Annotated in this window: 12 protein-coding genes and 2 pseudogenes; 8 read left to right on the top strand and 6 right to left on the bottom strand. The window is 46.2% G+C overall.

Annotated elements, in window-relative coordinates; translation table 11 throughout:
• Positions 1-5 precede the first annotated feature (5 nt).
• Positions 6-1,646 carry a C69 family dipeptidase gene (locus QZ331_RS05650; protein WP_294628812.1) on the top strand — a complete coding sequence of 547 codons (1,641 nt, stop codon included), beginning with the start codon at positions 6-8 and terminating at the stop codon, positions 1,644-1,646.
• Between the two features lie 96 nt (positions 1,647-1,742).
• Positions 1,743-3,488, top strand: coding sequence for a phospho-sugar mutase (locus QZ331_RS05645; RefSeq protein ID WP_294628810.1), 1,746 nt, complete (start codon positions 1,743-1,745; stop codon positions 3,486-3,488).
• A gap of 365 nt (positions 3,489-3,853) precedes the next feature.
• Here the strand turns inward: QZ331_RS05645 and QZ331_RS05640 are convergent, their stop codons facing one another.
• From QZ331_RS05640 to cdd, 6 genes and pseudogenes are all read right to left on the bottom strand, one after another.
• The gene (locus QZ331_RS05640; RefSeq protein WP_294628808.1) at positions 3,854-5,029 is read right to left on the bottom strand and encodes a DUF418 domain-containing protein; all 1,176 of its coding nucleotides are present in this window, start codon (positions 5,027-5,029) and stop codon (positions 3,854-3,856) included.
• A 9-nt stretch (positions 5,030-5,038) separates the two neighbouring features.
• Positions 5,039-6,087 (bottom strand): annotated as a pseudogene (locus QZ331_RS05635) (acyltransferase).
• 126 nt (positions 6,088-6,213) lie between these two features.
• A pseudogene (gene nudC / locus QZ331_RS05630) lies at positions 6,214-7,008 on the bottom strand (NAD(+) diphosphatase); the annotation flags it as partial.
• Between the two features lie 80 nt (positions 7,009-7,088).
• Positions 7,089-8,708, bottom strand: a complete 1,620-nt coding sequence (locus QZ331_RS05625; RefSeq protein ID WP_294628806.1) for an ABC-F family ATP-binding cassette domain-containing protein — start codon at positions 8,706-8,708, stop codon at positions 7,089-7,091.
• A gap of 663 nt (positions 8,709-9,371) precedes the next feature.
• Positions 9,372-10,214 (bottom strand): helix-turn-helix domain-containing protein, encoded by an 843-nt coding sequence (locus tag QZ331_RS05620; RefSeq protein WP_294628805.1) that lies wholly within the window; start codon positions 10,212-10,214, stop codon positions 9,372-9,374.
• Positions 10,215-10,216: 2 nt separating this feature from the next.
• On the bottom strand, positions 10,217-10,699 hold the full coding sequence (gene cdd, locus QZ331_RS05615) for a cytidine deaminase (RefSeq protein WP_294628803.1): 483 nt from the start codon (positions 10,697-10,699) through the stop codon (positions 10,217-10,219).
• 111 nt (positions 10,700-10,810) lie between these two features.
• Between cdd and QZ331_RS05610 the strand changes: the two genes are divergently transcribed.
• From QZ331_RS05610 to QZ331_RS05585, 6 genes are all read left to right on the top strand, one after another.
• Positions 10,811-11,716 carry a glucosaminidase domain-containing protein gene (locus tag QZ331_RS05610; RefSeq protein WP_294628801.1) on the top strand — a complete coding sequence of 302 codons (906 nt, stop codon included), beginning with the start codon at positions 10,811-10,813 and terminating at the stop codon, positions 11,714-11,716.
• 165 nt (positions 11,717-11,881) lie between these two features.
• Positions 11,882-13,129 (top strand): efflux RND transporter periplasmic adaptor subunit, encoded by a 1,248-nt coding sequence (locus QZ331_RS05605; RefSeq protein ID WP_294628799.1) that lies wholly within the window; start codon positions 11,882-11,884, stop codon positions 13,127-13,129.
• Between the two features lie 18 nt (positions 13,130-13,147).
• Positions 13,148-13,813: an ABC transporter ATP-binding protein gene (locus QZ331_RS05600; RefSeq protein ID WP_294628798.1), complete on the top strand. Its 666-nt coding sequence runs from the start codon at positions 13,148-13,150 to the stop codon at positions 13,811-13,813.
• Positions 13,814-14,089: 276 nt separating this feature from the next.
• Positions 14,090-15,385, top strand: coding sequence for an ABC transporter permease (locus QZ331_RS05595; protein WP_294628796.1), 1,296 nt, complete (start codon positions 14,090-14,092; stop codon positions 15,383-15,385).
• Positions 15,386-15,404: 19 nt separating this feature from the next.
• On the top strand, positions 15,405-16,700 hold the full coding sequence (locus QZ331_RS05590) for an FtsX-like permease family protein (protein ID WP_294628794.1): 1,296 nt from the start codon (positions 15,405-15,407) through the stop codon (positions 16,698-16,700).
• 41 nt (positions 16,701-16,741) lie between these two features.
• Positions 16,742-18,235, top strand: coding sequence for a TolC family protein (locus QZ331_RS05585; RefSeq protein ID WP_294628792.1), 1,494 nt, complete (start codon positions 16,742-16,744; stop codon positions 18,233-18,235).
• The last annotated feature ends 3 nt before the right edge of the window (positions 18,236-18,238 follow it).

Below are 18,238 nucleotides of genomic sequence, written 5' to 3'. Positions count from 1 at the left end.
TATATATGATAAAGAAAAGAATGCTTTTGTGTGCCGCCATACTGGTAGCGGCTGTGGCGAATACCTTCGCTTGTACTAATCTGATAGTCGGCAAAAACGCCTCTGCCGATGGTTCGACCATTGTTTCCTATTCCGCCGATTCGTATGGACTGTTCGGAGAACTCTATCATTATCCGGCTGCTACTTATCCGAAAGGAACCATGATGAAAGTATATGAATGGGATACGGGTAAATATTTGGGAGAAATCGAACAGGCACGGCAGACTTACAACGTGACCGGAAATATGAATGAATATCAGTTGACGATTGGTGAAACGACATTCGGCGGTCGTCCCGAATTGGCGGATTCTACAGGTATCATTGACTACGGAAGCCTGATTTATATCACGTTGCAGCGTTCGCGTACTGCCCGTGAAGCCATCAAGGTAATGACTGACTTAGTGCAACGGTACGGCTATTACAGCAGTGGCGAATCTTTCACCATCGCCGACCCGAACGAAATATGGATTATGGAGATGATTGGCAAAGGTCCCGGTATCCGTGGAGCGGTATGGGTGGCTGTACGTGTGCCGGACGATTGTATTTCGGCTCATGCCAACCAGGCCCGTATCCATCAGTTTGACATGAACGACAAGGAAAACTGTATGTATTCTCCCGACGTTATCTCTTTTGCACGCGAGAAAGGTTATTTCGACGGAGTGAACAAAGACTTCAGTTTTTCGCGTGCATATGCACCCCTCGATTTCGGTGCACGCCGTTTCTGTGAAGCCCGTGTATGGAGTTTTTTCAATAAATACACAGACTATGGAAAAGAGTATCTTCCTTATATCGAAGGAAAAACAGACACTCCGATGCCCCTGTTCGTAAAACCGAAACAGAAGCTCTCCGTACAAGATATAAAGGATATGATGCGCGACCATTACGAAGGCACTCCGCTTGATATTTCCAATGATTTCGGCGCAGGTCCTTACAAAACTCCCTATCGTCTTTCTCCCCTTAACTTTGAGGTGGACGGAAAAGAATACTTCAACGAACGACCTATTTCTACCCAACAGAGCGGCTTTGTATTTGTTGCACAAATGCGCGCTAATATGCCCGACCCGATAGGAGGCGTACTTTGGTTTGGTGTAGACGATGCGAATATGGCAGTATTTACTCCCGTCTATTGTTGTGCCACAAAAGCGCCGGTATGTTATACGCGTGTGGACGGAGCCGATTATATTACCTTCTCCTGGAATTCGGCTTTCTGGATTTTCAACTGGGTAGCTAATATGGTTTATCCGCGCTACGACTTGATGATTGGCGATGTGCGCGAAGCGCAGAAGGAGATGGAAACAACCTTCAACAACGCACAGCAAGGTATTGAAGAGATGGCAGCCAAACTGTTGCAGAAAGATAAAAAAGCAGCGGTGGAATTCTTGACAAACTACACTAATATGACTGCCCAAAGTACTTTCGACACATGGAAACAATTAGGAACTTTCTTGATTGTGAAATATAATGATGGAATAGTGAAGCGTGTGAAAGACGGACAGTTTGAACGTAATGCCATCGGACAACCTGCTGGAGTGGTTCGTCCCGGTTATCCGAAAGAGTTCTTGCAGGAATATGTGAAACAGACCGGCGACAGATATTTGGTAAAATAAGAATGGAATAAATAGGAATTATAAACTTATTATTTTACATTTGTGTGCTTAAGAAATATAGCAATAAATTCATTAACCCTATAAATAACAATCGAAATGGAAAATCAGGAACTTATTAAACAGGTCACTGAGAAAGCTGAAAAATGGCTGACCCCGGCTTACGACGCCGAAACTCAGGCGGAAGTGAAACGTATGTTGGAGAACGATGATAAAACTGAACTGATTGAAGCATTCTACAAAGACCTGGAATTTGGTACGGGTGGTTTGCGCGGTATCATGGGCGTAGGCAGCAACCGTATGAATATCTATACGGTAGGCGCTGCTACACAAGGACTTTCCAACTATCTGAAAAAGAACTTCAAAGACCTGCCGCAGATTTCCGTTGTAGTCGGACACGACTGCCGTAACAACAGCCGCCTGTTTGCGGAGACTTCTGCCAATATATTCTCTGCCAACGGTATTAAAGTGTATCTGTTTGAGGATATGCGTCCCACTCCGGAAATGTCTTTTGCTATCCGCCACCTCGGTTGCCAGAGCGGTATTATCCTGACTGCTTCTCACAATCCGAAAGAATACAATGGTTACAAGGCTTATTGGGACGACGGTGCGCAAGTGCTGGCTCCGCATGATAAGGGTATTATTGACGAAGTAAACGCTATCGCTTCTGCTGCCGACATCAAGTTCGAGGGCAATCCCGATTTGATTCAGATTATCGGTGAAGATGTCGATAAGGTGTATTTGGATAAAGTGAAAACCGTTTCTATCGATCCGGAAGCTATCGCTCGCCACAAAGATATGAAGATTGTTTATACTCCGATTCATGGCACAGGTATGATGTTGATTCCGCGTGCATTGAAGATGTGGGGATTTGAAAACGTATCCACCGTTCCCGAGCAGATGATTAAAGACGGTAACTTTCCGACTGTCATCTCTCCGAATCCGGAAAATGCGGAAGCCCTCTCTATGGCTGTGAACTTGGCTAAGGAAATCGATGCCGACCTCGTTATGGCTTCCGACCCGGATGCCGACCGTGTGGGTATTGCTTGCAAGGACGACAAAGGTGAATGGGTACTTATCAACGGTAACCAGACTTGTATGATGTACCTTTATTATATCCTGACTCAGTACAAGCAATTGGGCAAGATTGAAGGTAATGAATTCTGCGTGAAGACCATCGTTACTACCGAGCTTATCAAGAAGATTGCCGATAAGAATAACATCGAAATGCTCGACTGCTACACCGGCTTCAAATGGATTGCACGTGAAATCCGTCTGCGCGAAGGCAAACAGAAATACATCGGCGGCGGTGAAGAGAGCTACGGCTTCCTTGCCGAAGACTTTGTTCGCGATAAAGATGCCGTATCAGCTTGCTGCTTGATTGCCGAAGTTGCTGCATGGGCAAAAGATAACGGCAAGTCGCTGTATCAATTGTTGCTGGACATCTACGTAGAATACGGATTCTCTAAAGAATTTACTGTAAACGTTGTGAAACCGGGTAAGAGCGGCGCTGAAGAAATCAAAGCTATGATGGAGAACTTCCGTGCCAATCCTCCGAAAGAATTGGGTGGTTCTAAAGTAATCCTGAGCAAAGACTACAAGACTTTGAAGCAGACAGATGACAAAGGAAATGTAATTGCAATCGATATGCCGGAATCATCTAACGTTCTTCAGTATTTCACAGAAGACGGTAGCAAAGTTTCTGTCCGTCCTTCAGGTACAGAACCTAAGATTAAGTTCTATATGGAAGTTCAGGGCGAAATGGGTTGCCGCAATTGTTATGCTTCTGCCGAATCTGCCGCAATGGAAAAGATTGAAGCAGTGAAGAAGTCATTGGGCATCTGATTCAGTTTCTGCTGATAGTTTCAGAATAGGACAATCATAAAATAGCGCTTCTATAGTCTTTTTGAAGAGTATAGGGGCGCTTCTTTTTATCTGTGTATCGTCTTGATTTCCCCTGTTTTTGGGCATTTAGCCCGGTTTAGCACAGTTCTTTCGATTCCTTTGCATTCTTTAAGCCGACTTTCTAATCATTCTTGGGGAAATCTTGTTGTATTGGCATCATCTCAATTTCAACCCGCAGGCTGCGGATACACATGTTTTGTTGATGCTTTAGAGTGATACGTTCAGTTTCATATTCATAAATTGTTCGTTTGTGGTTTGAGTGTATTTCGTGGCCTGCTTTCTTTATTTTTATAGGTATCTCTCCGTTATTTCTTGTTTCCTATCCAAGTCCATTTGTGCCATATCGTTTCCAGCGGCCCTTGTTTATGTTTGGACAACCACCATTTGCAGAACTGTACTTGCAGTATAAGAAGAATAATACCGATTAGTAAGCTGATGCTATATCCGCAATAGGGAGCCAGGTAGAATCCGAATGGGAAATAGATGATAGCTCCCAAGATAGACTGGGAGATGTAGTTTGTCAAACTCATCTTTCCGTAAAAACGTAAATTGGAAACCGCTTTCTTGAACTTGTCTTTCTGGTAAAGCAGGATGAAAGAAGCTACCAGTACAATAGTAAACGCGAATTTTTGCCACATATCAAAAGCGGTGCCTACTGTATTTTGAATCAGGCTACTGTCACTTTGCATAATCTGTTCTTTCAGCGAGTAGAGCGGAGCGAAACTGATCGCCGCAATGATAAGTGCTTTTATCCAGAATTTCAGATGAGATTCGGTAGTGACGAATAATTCTTTGCGTCCGATATACAAACCGACCAGGAATAATCCGGCCGTTTGTAAGAAGCGTCCGGCGCCAACAGCCCACAGCAAACTGGCTTTCTGTCCTAATGTGATATTACCTATAAAGAAATCCCAAAAGTTTCCACCTTTCGTGTATTCGGCTACTTCGGCATACATGGCTCCGACTTTCAAGTCGGGTAACGTATAGGCAGGATTGAAAAGACTGGCAATGTAGTGATACCATTCAATAGGTTGCAACAAGAATATAATAGCAGTAATCAAAATGGCTTTGTCGCTCCATTTGCGTACGGTGAACAATATGAGGCCGACTATTGCAAATAGAAGAAGTACGTCTCCCGCCGGGAAAAAGACTGCATTCAATGTTGCGAATCCAACCAGTAAAACCATTCTCCATAAAAAACGATAACCGAAATCTTTTCCTTTCAGTTTCTGATTATGCGATTGAATATAGAAAGTAAATCCAAAGAGCAGAGCGAATATGGCATAAGATTTTCCCGCAAACAGAGAGAATACTGCATTGAATACTCCATTGTCTAAAATGGTTAGCCACTTGGGAGAATACTCCGGATAAACCGGAAAAATAAAATGCTCCAGGTTATGTACCAGGAGGATAGCCATAACGGCAAAACCTCTAAGAGCGTCTACTACCTCAATTCGTGGTGTTTTCGTTGATAATTCCATGGTGTTGATTTATAATTGTTTTTTAGTGAATATTCGTTTTACCCATTTGTTGGCGGGCTTTTCAAAATAATAGTAGGATAACAGGCTAAGTGCAATAGTGGTATAAAGGATAATAGGAACACTTATCATCCATTGTGTAGGCCATTGATAAAGAGCTGCCATTTTAGAGTATGTAAGTATGATGAAAAGATGTATCAGGTAGAAACTGTAACTGATTTCTCCGCCTATAATTAAGAAACGGTTAGACAACAGCCGGGAAATACCTCCTTTTTGTAGAGCGAAAATGAGTATCAATAAGGAGATGGGCAACCAGTAATAACAGGAATAACGATATACTTTGGGAATAAATGCGGCACTGAAATAGAAAAGAAGAAAGAAAGCGATCACTCCTGTTTCCAATAATGTTCCGGTAGAATAAGAAATCTTTTTATTGCGTATCGACTTGTATAACTGGTAGAGTAAAACTCCCACAAGAAAATCCGGCAGACGGGTTATCGGATTTACATACCAGTATGCCTTGATTTGTTCATCAGGTGTCATATACATGCCTGCCAGCATAAGGAGAAGGCAGATAAAAAGAGTGATAAGCAAATTTCGTTTGTTATTCAAAAAGGGGATAACAAGCGGAAAACAAAAATAGAATAACTGTTCGCATCCCAAACTCCATGAAGGACTGTTGAAAGAAAAGAAATAGTCGGCGGACGGGAAAAAGGCTGTAATAGGAAGGTGGAAGCTACAAAGTGCTTGAGCCAGTCCACCGTGTCTCTGTATTGTACGTATCCTCCTATACATACGGCTATTAAGAGAGTCAGCAGATGCAGTGGGTAGATACGGGCAATGCGTGCTATCCAAAAAGTACGTTTGGCAGTACTTTTTACCAGTAGTTTTTCCTGATAGTTGTAGGCAATGATAAATCCGCTAAGAACGAAGAAGAAACTCACTCCGACAAACCCCTCTTTGAAGAAATGGGCATCAAAGCTGGAGTCTAAAACATAGCAATGAGCCCCGAATACCATCAAGGCAAAAAATATACGTAGAGAAGTCAGTGTGTGAATCACGGTATAAGTCGTTTTTACTTTTGCCTGCAAAAGTACGGCTTTTCTCCGATAAAAAAATTCACATAGATTAAAAAAGTATTTAAGATTCAGAACGTAAACGGCTTGATAATGTTTTCCATGTTTGGATTATTCATTGTTACTTTCTATCCACCAGTCAATCATCTTCCGTGCAAGGCTCAGTTTTCGGGGAAGTTCCGGCAAATTATCTCTTGTGTAGAAGTCGCCCGAACTTAATTCTTCATCCTGGAGTTTTATTTCCCCTCCGGCATAATCTGCAATAAAACCGACCATCAACCCGCTGGGATACGGCCAAGGCTGATTGCCGAAATAAGTGATATTCTTCACGTCCAGTCCGGTTTCCTCTTTCACTTCACGCGCTACACATTCTTCCAGTGTCTCTCCGGTTTCCAAAAATCCGGCAACGAGACTGTTGAATGTTCCTTTGAAGTTGCGGGCATGGACCAGGAGTAGTGAATCTTCTTTTCTCACCAAGACGAGGACTGCGGTTGAAATGGACGGATATACTTCCCTTCCGCACTTCGGGCAACGTTTCATGATGTTCTCTTTCTGCTCCATAGGAGTGCCGCAGGCAGAGCAGAACTGGCTGTTTCTGTCCCAATGCAGAATCTCGTGCGCTTTTCCTGCTGTCTGGTAATGAGTCAACGGGAGATACTCATAAGAAGCACGAAGTCCGATCATTATATATCGCTCTGATTCTTCGATAGGTGCGGGCAGAGAGAAAGATTTGCAATTCTTTCCCTCCAATGTTGTGATAGTATGTACCGTAGTTTTTTCTTTGATAACGATAGGCGGAATTTTTCCGCAAGGAAGGGCAAATGTGCCGTTCCCTTTCTTTTCAAGAAGTAGTTGGTCTTTATAAAAGACAAACCACCATGATTGCGTTGTTTGACTCATTTTATTTTTATTCTTTTTCTTCGCGCTGCGAAGTTATAAAAAACCGTATTGATATTTGAGACTTTATCAGATAAAATATCAACAGATTAACTGAGTGCGATGGATTGCCCGATACCTATCTCCCGAATGAAATAGTTATCGTGCGAAATGGCAACGACCGTACCCGTATAATTCTTGATAGTCTTGGTGATGATTTCAATGCTCTGTATATCCAGATTGTTAGTCGGCTCGTCCAGGATAAACATATCCGGCGTATTGTTGCCAATCATCAGACAGCAGAAAGCGAGCCGCATCTTCTCGCCGCCGCTTAACTTCCTACAGGATTTATCCCATTCGGAAGCGGGAAACAGGTAACGGTTCAGAATGATTTTTATCTCGTGTTCCGGCAGGTTCCGGCTGTTGAAAGCGTAAGCCTGTCCGAGAATACTGTTCCGGTTGTCGATGATGGAATACTCCTGGTTGAGATAGACGTAAGAGAAATCTGCCCGTGTGAGAGTCCCCTCTTGCGGATGGAGTTGTCCGGTGATGATTTTCAGCAGAGTCGTCTTTCCACTGCCGTTGGTTCCTTCTATGCGGAGGCGGTCGCCACTCTTTAGTTGGAAGCTGACGGGAGTCTGCCAAAGGCGTTGTTCCGGCAGGTTGTTGCCGTCCGCATCGGCAGGATAACCGAAGTTTATCTCTTTGGCTGTAACTAACGTTTTGCCCGTGTGCAGTGAAGAACTGTTGAAGTCGGTCTTTAGCGTAGCCGTTGGCGAGAGCGAACCACGGAGACGGTTGCGTTCGTCGGTCAGCTTTTCGGCTTTCTCCTGATGGACGGCGGTCAGTTTGCCGGTGCTTTTCTCCGATTTGCTTTGCAATCCGTTCAGTACGATGCGTGGGACTCCTCTTTTTATATTGGCTTTCTCGCCACGCACATTCTGTTTGTCCCTTCGCTCGGCCGTTTCGCGTGCTACTTTACGGGCTATGCGCAAGGCTTTCTCTTTTTCTTCGATGCGCTGTTGCAGGGCTTCCTGCATCAAGGCTTTCTGCTCTTTGTAGAATTCGTAGTTGCCGCCGTAATACATGATTTGATGCTTCTCCAGTTCGCAGATTTCGGGAAGCAGATTGAGCAGCGTACGGTCGTGGCTCACTACCAACAGAGTCGAACGGTACTTCTCCACCCAATCATACAAGCGCTGCCTGCCCGCAATGTCGAGATGGTTTGTCGGTTCGTCCATAAGGATGGCAGAGGGGGCGTGGATGTCCATGCCCGCTAAAAAGACACGCGTCTTTTCGCCACCACTGAGCAGATGCATCGGGTAGGAGAGTGTGAAGCGTCCTATTCCCCACGAATCGAGGGCGGCTGCGGAGCGTTCTTCGATGTTCCAGTCGTCATTTAGGAGTGTGAAATTCTTCGTTGAGGCGTCTCCTGCCAAGATGGCGTGCAGTGCTTGTTGCTTCGTGTCTATGTGCAAGGCTTGGGCGATGGTCAGCGAATCGTATTGTCCGAAATGCTGCGGAATGTAATAAAGGTCGTCCGGCCGGACGATGACACCGGAAGACGGTGATAATTGTCCGGCAATGATTTGCAGCAAGGTCGATTTGCCGCAGCCGTTGTTTCCGACCAATCCTAATTTCTGTCCTTTGCCGATGGCAAAGTTGAGGTTGTCGAACAGTGTTTCTTTGTCCGGATGGATATAGCTGATTTGTTGAATACTTATAGGCATGGCTGTCTTGTTGTTTTTGGGGTGTGAAGATTTAAAAAAAAGTAAGTGATAATCGCAGGAAAGGCGGGAGGACAAACACAATACCGACTAAACAACACGGATTCCGTGATGCTTAACGAGATGGAAAAAGTATATTGAGAAAGTGATGTTTATACAGAAAAGTGTTGTCTTACTTAGATATTCTCATTGGAGTAAGTATGTATAAGGGTTTCAATTCGGGCGCAAAGGTAACACTTTCCGGTGGAATCTCATACAGTCTTGGCGGAAATATTTTTTCAGCGCTTCGGATGCTCCCGGTCAGCCGCCGGCAATCGCTGGCCCGACCGACCGCAAATGATGCACAGAATGTCAAGGGAAAAGTTCTTTTCTATTGATGGAGAAGTTCCGGTCAACGGCTGGTAAAGTTCTGTTGCACCGTTTGCAATCTATAAACGAAGCCTTCGTTTATATAAATGCAACTTTCGTTTTTATAAATGAAGCCTTCGTTTATAAAAACAAAGGCTTCATTTATAGTTTGTTGTTGGAAAATCGGAAGTTGGTTATTGGTTGCGGACAAGTTTGTTATTAGACGACAGGAAGTTTGTTGCGGGTGGATTGACTCTTGAATTGCGGTTGGCTGTATGAAAAAAGGCTTTCAATGCAACGATTGAAAGCCTTTTCTATTTACAATGTGTTCTTAGCACATATATTCCTGAACTGTAAGGCACTTTGTCCGGTCATATTTTTAAAGAAACGGCTGAAAGAAGCCTGGTCTTCAAACCCTAAGATGTCGGCAATCTCTTTGGCGCTTTTGTTGCTGTAGAGCAGGAGGCGTTTGGCTTCTGCTTCCACCCGTTCGTGAATCACGCGGAGCGGGGAGGGCAGTTTGCAGGCTGAAAAGATGTTTGACAGGGTTTTGGGCGACTTGTGCAGCATATCCGCATAATCCTGCACCTGCTTCTTCCTCCGGTAATGCTCGTCAACGAGATTGTAGTATCGGCGTACAATCTCAAACCCCGACTCTTTTTCGCGGGTGATATTCATGCGGTTGCGCGCAATCCGCGTACATTGGATGATGAACCGCTTCAGCAATATGCGCAGCATCTCTTCCTGCAAGTTGTCGGCAACGGTGAACTCGTTTGCCAGTGCTGCGACGATTGCCTTCAGTTCACTGCGTTCGTTTTCGTTCAGCGTGAAACGGATAAGATGCGACGAGCCGTTGAACAGGAACCCGCTGCACGATACCTCATGGTCGTTGCCGTAGATGCAGTAGAAATTGCTGTTGAACAGCAAAGTCAGGTATTCTCCGTCGATTGATTTGAAGTCGAGATATTGCAGGGGAGTCAGTGAAATCACTTCATCTTTGTTGAGCGCCGTCTCCTGATGGTCTATGTCGACTGTGATGTTCCCGTCGCGTACCCATATGAATTTGTAAAGTCCTTTTTCCTTCTGCAAAGCAGTCTCAGTCGCATAGGAATCCGTGAGTGCAAGCGTTCCTTTCAGTTTGGTGTGATACTGTTGCAGCATGGTTATTCCTCCATGGCTGAAGCGTCAAAGGAGAGTGGCAACAAATCGCCTATGCTCTTTATCTCGTAGATGCACGTCTTGCCGTAAAGCAAGATGCGGATGGGCTGCCCATATCGTTTCTCCGTCTCCAGAATCACTTGGCGGCAAGCACCGCAGGGCGGAATGGGCGAGTCTATAAAGTCCTTCTCCGTTCTTGCGGCAATGGCGAGAGCAACCACCGGCTGTTCGGGATATTGCGAGTTGGCGTAGAACAGAGTCGTTCGTTCCGCGCAAAGCCCCGACGGATAAGCGGCGTTTTCCTGATTGGTTCCCGTCACTACGGTTCCGTCGGCCAGCAGTGCGGCAGCGCCTACCGAAAAATGTGAATAAGGAGCATAACTGCGTGTTGTTGCATCCGTGGCGGCTTTCATGAGTGCCCGGTCGGCCTCATCCAATTCGTCATACTGATATACTTTAATAACTGCTGTAATTATGAGGTCTTTCATATGCGTAGAGGTATTTGTTTCTATTAATAAATGTCACAAAGTTAGGAAAGAGATTGATAATCCCAATTATTTTTCAGATTTTTGTGCCCCATAATCCACATTTGAATGAAAATGGAGAACAGATTGCATAAGATTTTCTTTTTAATACTCGTATTCTTTTTTGCTGCAGGAGTGCAGGCGCAGAAACGGAACGCCCGTTACATCGAATATATAAATAGGTATAACGACTTGGCTGTCGAACAGATGAAACTTCATAAGATTCCCGCCAGTATCACTCTGGCACAAGGGCTTTTGGAAAGTGGCGCCGGATACAGCCAACTGGCACGAAAGAGCAATAATCATTTCGGTATCAAATGCGGCAGTAGTTGGCGCGGACGTACGGTGCATCACGACGACGATGCACGCAACGAATGTTTCCGTGCCTACAAGCATCCGCGCGATTCATACGAAGACCATTCCGCCTTTCTCAGAAGCGGGGCGCGCTATGCTTTTCTCTTCAAGCTCGATATTACCGATTACAAAGGCTGGGCGCGCGGATTGAAAAAGGCGGGCTATGCTACCGACCCTTCATACGCCAACCGTCTGATAACGATTATCGAAGATTACGACCTCTATAAATACGACCGTAAAGGTGCTTACTCCGAACGCAAACTGAAAAAGAACCCCTGGCTGCTCAATCCCCACCGCATTTACATAGCCAACGATATCGCCTATGTCGTTGCCCGTAGCGGCGATACCTTCCAGAACTTGGGCAAGGAGTTGGGCATCGGCTGGAAGAAACTGGTGAAGTACAACGACCTTCACCGTGAATATACGCTACGTGCGGGGGATGTCATCTATCTTAAAACGAAAAAGAAACGGGCTTCGAAGCCCCATACCGTGTATATCGTGAAAGACGGCGACTCCATGCACGGCATTTCTCAGAAATACGGTATCCGTCTCAGTAGCTTGTATAAGATGAACCGCAAGGACGCCGACTACGTTCCCGAGATAGGAGACAGGTTGCGCCTGCGGTAAGCTGTTGCGGCGGGTAGATGACAAATTCGTACAGGGTGTCCGATATCGGACACCCTTTCTTTTTCTTTGTTCCCTTGTTTTCAGTTGTTTATGCTTTTGGCACGGATTTGGTATGAATGTTTCCCGAATAAACTACTTGTATGATAAAATTAGAAGCAATCGTATATGGATAGAGAAATACCCAAGCAAGTTCGTCAGAAAGAGCGTAACATGAAAATCATTCGTTACTCTCTTGTGGGAGTGGCGGTAGTCGTAGTTGTCGGCGTGCTTATCTCCCTGACGCGGACAGGAGTGGCCGAAAAAGACCTTGTGCTCTCCACGGTAGACAAAGGAGTGATTGAAGTCAGCATCGGCGCATCGGGAAGAGTGGTTCCCGCTTTCGAAGAAATCATCAATTCGCCCATCCACTCGCGCATCCTTGAAATCTACAAAAAAGGAGGCGACAGTGTAGGCGTAGGCACACCCATCCTCAAGCTCGACCTCCAAAGTACGGAGACGCAATATCGGAAACTGCTGGACGAAGAGCAGATGCGCCGCTATAAGCTCGACCAGCTCCGCGTCAACAGCCAGACCAAACTTTCTGATATGGCGATGCAGATAAAAGTATCTGCCATGAAGCTCGACCGGATGAAAGTGGAACTGCGCAACGAACATTATCTTGACAGTCTCGGGGCAGGCACAACGGATAAAGTGCGCCAGGCAGAACTGAGCTATGATGTGGCACGGTTGGAATACGAACAACTCTGCCAGCGATATAAAAACGAACAGGAAGTGGCGGCTGCCGAACTGAAAGTGCAGGAACTCGACTTCAACATCTTCCGCAAGAGTCTTGCCGAGATGAAGCGTACGTTTGAAGATGCGCAAATCCGCTCTCCCCGCAAGGCTATCCTTACCTATATTAATAATCAGATTGGCGCACAGATTTCGCAAGGCGAACAGGTGGCGGTTATCTCCGACCTGAGCCACTTCAAGGTGGAGGGCGAGATTGCCGATACCTATGGCGACCGTGTGTCGGCAGGCGGAAGGGCGTTGGTGAAGATGGGCGGCGATAAGTTAGAAGGAACCATCAGCAGTGTGACGCCGCTTTCAAAGAATGGCGTTATCTCGTTCGGCATACAGTTGAAAGAGGACAACCACCACCGGCTGCGGTCGGGATTGAAGACGGACGTCTACGTGATGAACGCCGTAAAAGAGGACGTGATGCGCATTGCCAACGGCTCTTTCTATGTGGGTCGTGGCGAATACGAACTGTTTGTCTGCGATTCGGAGAGCGAACTGGTGAAGCGCAAAGTACAGTTGGGCGATTCGAACTTTGATTACATAGAAGTGGTGAGCGGACTGAAACCGGGCGACCGGGTGGTGGTGAGCGATATGAGTACTTATCGGAATAAAGGCAAACTGAAATTGAAATAGACCAAATACGAACAAATTATGATAACATTAACCTCTCTTTCCAAAATTTACCGTACAGACGAGATTGAAACTGTAGCGTTGGAGAATGTGAATCTGATAGTAAGGCGCGGCGAATTCTTGAGTGTGATGGGGCCTTCGGGATGCGGAAAATCTACTTTGCTGAACATGATGGGGCTGCTCGACAAACCTACAACGGGCACAATCACCATAAACGGAACCTGTACGGAAGGGATGAAAGACAAAGAACTGGCAGCGTTTCGCAACAAGACACTCGGCTTTGTCTTTCAGTCTTTTCACCTGATAAACTCGCTCAATGTGATTGACAACGTAGAGTTACCTCTGCTTTATCGTCGTTGCAGCGGCAGCGAACGCCGGCGGCTGGCTCGCGAAGTGCTTGAGAAGGTGGGGCTGAGCCACCGGATGAACCACTTTCCGGCACAGCTTTCAGGCGGTCAATGCCAGCGCGTAGCTGTCGCCCGTGCCGTTATCGGCAATCCGGAAATAATCCTTGCCGATGAACCGACGGGCAACTTGGACTCGAGGATGGGAGCCGAAGTAATGGAACTTCTTCACCGCTTGAACAAAGAAGACGGGCGTACCATCGTAATGGTGACCCACAACGAAGAACAGGCGAAGCAGACCTCACGTACCATCCGTTTCTTTGACGGACGGCAAGTGCAATGAACACAGGTATTCTCCATTTTAAAGATAATGATAGCAAGCGATGATTATCGGCCATTTTTGCCTGATGTATCACCGAATCGCAGCACATATATATCCCATTTCTACGGGATATATGTCCTACTTGCAGCATCTATATATCCTATCTCCAGCATCTATATCTCCTGTACTTAGCGCATATATGCGCTGTAACTGCTTGATTATTAGTATTAAAAAAACGGCGTGTGGCGGATGGAGAAAGATAACGGATAATCATTTAAAAACAAATAAAGTAAAGCAATGACTATCAGAGTATATTGGAAACAAGCGTGGAATCTGTTGAAACAGCATCCGCTTTTCAGCACGCTTTATATTGTAGGAACAGGGACTTCCATCGTCATGACAATGATTATCGCCATTGTCTATTATGTACGCTTGGCACCTGTTTATCCGGAGACGAACAGGATGCGTACCTTAGTGGTGAAGTCCGTGAAAATGAGACAGGAAGATATGTTGCATTCTTCCGGCGTTAGTTATGCAATGTTGAAAGAATGGTTTTATTCATTGAAGAGTGTGGAGGCGTGTACGGGCGTAAGCGGCACGCGCTATGCACGGGTGACAAACGGCAAGGAAGAACTGCCCACGTATGCAAGATATACGGACGAACATTTTTTCCGTGTCTTTCCTTTGGTCTTTCTCGAAGGAAAACCGTTTACCGAAGCCGATCGCCGCAGTGGCCTCCCCAATGTAGTACTGACCGACACTTATGCGCAACAACTTTTCGGGACAGCCAAAGGGGTGGTAGGCCGAACCTTCTTGTTGGACTATACCGATGTGAAAGTGGCGGGAGTGGTAAGGAGCGGCAGTTTTCTTACGCCCGACTCCTATGCGCAGGTATATCTTCCTTACAGTTGCCGCGACGGATATGATAAGGCAGGGATGCACTGGGCCCTGGGACATTATAGTGTTTATCTGTTGCTGAAAGAGTCGGCAAGCACGGCCGATGTGCGAGACGAAGTGCAGGAACTTGTCCGCAAATTCAATGCATCGGATACGGGTGAGGGCTGGAAGTTGGATTTGACGGAACAGCCCGAACCTTATTGGCAGAGAGTGTTTCGGTATGAAAGAGATACCAGTATCGATTGGGGCAAGGTCATATGGACGTTTGTCGGTGTCTTCATGGTCTTGCTATTCGTTCCGGCTTTCAATTTGGGTGGTATGATTTCCGCCCGCGTGCAACGCCAGTTGCCCGACCTGGGAGTATGCAAGGCCTTCGGAGCTTCCCGCAGCCGGTTGCTGGTGCAGATTATCGGCGAGAATCTGCTGCTTACCGGCTTGGGGACAGCTTTCGGGCTGATAATAGCTTGGATTGTACTGACTTGGGCTGGACATACGATATTCAGCCTGTTTGAACCATTTCCCCTCATTCCACCCGAAGGAGCGGATTTGGGAATGGGAGTAGATATGTTGTTTGCTCCGACGGTCTTTGCAGTGGCGGCCTTGTTCTGCCTGTTGCTGAATTTGATATCAGCACTGATACCTGCATGGAATGCCTTAAACCATCCGATTGTTGAATCGCTGAATGAACAGAAATAAGTATGTAAAAATTTAGATTATGATGCTGAAACTTATACGAAAAAATCTTTGGGCGCGGAGAGTGCGGAATGCATGGTTGCTTGCCGAACTGATATTGGTTACCGTCTTGACTTGGTACATCACCGATCCTCTCTTTGTATTAAGTTACAACCGGGCGTTGCCTTTAGGATACGACCCCGACGGATTGCTGATTGCCTCTATCGGCAGTTTGCCCTCCTCCGATCCCGGTTATAGCGAAGAGGAGTCGGACTCTCTTCATACAATGGAAAATATGTTTCGTATGCTGCACAAATTGCGTGATTACCCAGGTGTGCGGAGTGCGGCGCCGCTCGTTACTTTTGCCTTTCCGGGTTCGGGTGGAAGCTGTTCCAATACTTATAAGTACGACACACTCTCTTTGAATGCCTCTCTCTCTTATTTTATACCCCATACCGGATTTTTTGAGACATTTGGTTTCAAGGCGTATGAAGGAAAGACATTGAAGGAGTTGGACGAAGCCGACTATCAGAACAATGACCTTGTAGTGTCTGCCGACCTTTTACACGAGTTGCCGAAGATGGGCAGGCTGACCGGAAAGCGGTTGTATCAAAACTACTTCAATGCGGAGGATACCACCGTCTGCCCGATAAAGGGGGTGGTAGGGAAAGTACGTTTCCGCACTTACGAACAGGGGATGTATTCGTTTTTCGAGCCGCAACTATCCATTTGTTCGGAAGATGTATTGCGCGACGGTTATTTTCTGATTCGCCTGCGTCCCGATGTTTCCGAACAACTGTTCCTGCATGATTTTCGTACATGGGCAAGCAGTCATCTGAAAGCCGGCAATCTGTATGTCCGTAACGTTTCTAATTACCGGCAACAGTTGGAAATGCTGGAATACCGTTCGGGTGTCACCAATAAATATCGGATGAATCTGATATTGGCTCTTTTCTTCCTTATCAATTTGGCGTTAGGGGTTACCGGTGCCTTTTGGCTTCAGACCAATAGCCGCCGCGGGGAAGTGGGAATCATGCTGAGCTATGGGGCAACGCCCGGCAACATACGTAGGCTGTTGATGGGTGAAGCTGCTTTATTGGCTTCGTTTGCCTGGTTGGTCGGCTGTCTGATTTATTTGCAATACGGGCTGTCGGTAGGAAACTGGTATGAACGTGGTTCTTTAGTTCCTTCGCTTTGGATTAATAATTTCTGGCTACATTATATAGCCGTCTCCTTCATTGTCTATGTTGTCATTCTCGCCGTTGTCTTGCTTGGAGTTTTTATTCCTGCTTACAGAATAAGCCGTACTCTTCCTGCCGAAGCCTTGCACGATGAATAAATACAAATTCCATATATGTACCAAATAAATGTAGAATGAGCATGAAAAAGATATTGTTAATCCTTACCGTAGCCATCTCCTCTCTTCCGTCGGCACTGCCGGCACAAACGGAAGAGACACGGAAAGAAAGGGAGATAACCCTCAGTGAAGCCATTACGCTGGCACGTTTGCAATCGGTCGATGCGGCGGTTGCCTTGAACGAATTGAAAACTGCTTATTGGGAATATCGTACTTTCCGTGCCGACCTGTTGCCCGAAGTCAATCTTTCCGGTACATTGCCCAATTACAACAAGTCGTACAGCTCTTATCAGAATGCTGACGGTTCCTACAGTTTTGTCCGCAACAGCGCGTTGGGGCTTTCAGGAGAGCTTTCCATCGACCAAAACATTTGGCTGACCGGAGGAAAACTCTCTCTGACCTCTTCGCTCGACTATTTGAAACAACTCGGTTCCGGCGGTCGTCGCCAGTTTATGTCCGTGCCGGTGACCTTGAAACTTGTTCAACCTATTTTTGGCGTAAACAACATCAAGTGGAACAGACGTATTGAGCCGGTGCGCTATGCCGAAGCAAAGGCAGCCTTTATTACCGCTACCGAAGGAGTGACGATGCGAACCATCACTTATTACTTCAATTTGCTGCTGGCACGTGAGAATCTGAGCACTGCCCGGCAGAACCGCAAGAACGCCGACCATCTCTACGAAGTGGCACTTGCCAAACGGAAGATGGGACAGATTTCCGAAAACGAACTTCTGCAACTCAAACTCTCTGCCTTGAATGCAAAAGCCGCCGTGACCGAAGCCGAGAGCGGTCTTAACGCCAAGATGTTCCAACTTCGCTCCTTCTTGGGGATGGGGGAGGAAGAAATGCTACGCCCCGTCATTCCCGAATCCGTAGACATCGGAGGGATGGAATATAATAAGGTACTGAGCAAAGCGCTCGAACGCAACTCATTTGCACAGAATATCCGCCGCCGGCAGTTGGAAGCTGATTATGAAGTAGCTGCCGCGCGGGGCAAGTTGCGCAGCATCGACCTTTTTGCCAGCGTGGGATATACCGGAGAAAACCGTAACTTCCCTACCGTTTACGAGAATCTCCAAGACAACCAGATTGTGCAGGTGGGTGTTAAAATACCTATTTTGGACTGGGGCAAACGGCGGGGCAAGGTGCGCGTAGCCAAGAGCAACCGCGATGTGGTGCTTTCAAGAATCCGCCAGGAACAGATGAATTTCAATCAGGACATCTTTTTGTTGGTGGAGCATTTCAACAATCAGGCACAACAGTTGGCAATCGCCAAAGAAGCCGACCTTATTGCCCAGCAACGCTATAAAACCAGCATTGAGACCTTTCTGATAGGTAAGATTAATACACTCGACCTCAACGATGCACAAAATTCGAAAGATGCGGCAAGGCAGAAGCATATTTCCGAACTATATTATTATTGGTATTACTTTTATCAGATTCGCAGCCTTACGCTTTGGGATTTTCGTACCAATACGGAGTTGGAAGCTGATTTTGATGAGATTATACATCAATAAAGT

It is taken from the genome of uncultured Bacteroides sp., assembly GCF_910586915.1.
Classification (GTDB): domain Bacteria; phylum Bacteroidota; class Bacteroidia; order Bacteroidales; family Bacteroidaceae; genus Bacteroides.
The sequence above is the reverse complement of the archived record's forward strand: the minus strand, read 5'-3'. Positions and strand labels throughout refer to the sequence as shown.

Excerpts from the sequence above, each read along its gene's own strand:
- QZ331_RS05650 (WP_294628812.1), top strand. The coding sequence starts at position 6 with ATGATAAAGAAAAGAATGCTTTTGTGTGCCGCCATACTGGTAGCGGCT.
- QZ331_RS05645 (WP_294628810.1), top strand. The coding sequence starts at position 1,743 with ATGGAAAATCAGGAACTTATTAAACAGGTCACTGAGAAAGCTGAAAAA.
- QZ331_RS05640 (WP_294628808.1), bottom strand. The coding sequence starts at position 5,029 with ATGGAATTATCAACGAAAACACCACGAATTGAGGTAGTAGACGCTCTT.
- QZ331_RS05625 (WP_294628806.1), bottom strand. The coding sequence starts at position 8,708 with ATGCCTATAAGTATTCAACAAATCAGCTATATCCATCCGGACAAAGAA.
- QZ331_RS05620 (WP_294628805.1), bottom strand. The coding sequence starts at position 10,214 with ATGCTGCAACAGTATCACACCAAACTGAAAGGAACGCTTGCACTCACG.
- cdd (WP_294628803.1), bottom strand. The coding sequence starts at position 10,699 with ATGAAAGACCTCATAATTACAGCAGTTATTAAAGTATATCAGTATGAC.
- QZ331_RS05610 (WP_294628801.1), top strand. The coding sequence starts at position 10,811 with ATGGAGAACAGATTGCATAAGATTTTCTTTTTAATACTCGTATTCTTT.
- QZ331_RS05605 (WP_294628799.1), top strand. The coding sequence starts at position 11,882 with ATGGATAGAGAAATACCCAAGCAAGTTCGTCAGAAAGAGCGTAACATG.
- QZ331_RS05600 (WP_294628798.1), top strand. The coding sequence starts at position 13,148 with ATGATAACATTAACCTCTCTTTCCAAAATTTACCGTACAGACGAGATT.
- QZ331_RS05595 (WP_294628796.1), top strand. The coding sequence starts at position 14,090 with ATGACTATCAGAGTATATTGGAAACAAGCGTGGAATCTGTTGAAACAG.
- QZ331_RS05590 (WP_294628794.1), top strand. The coding sequence starts at position 15,405 with ATGATGCTGAAACTTATACGAAAAAATCTTTGGGCGCGGAGAGTGCGG.
- QZ331_RS05585 (WP_294628792.1), top strand. The coding sequence starts at position 16,742 with ATGAAAAAGATATTGTTAATCCTTACCGTAGCCATCTCCTCTCTTCCG.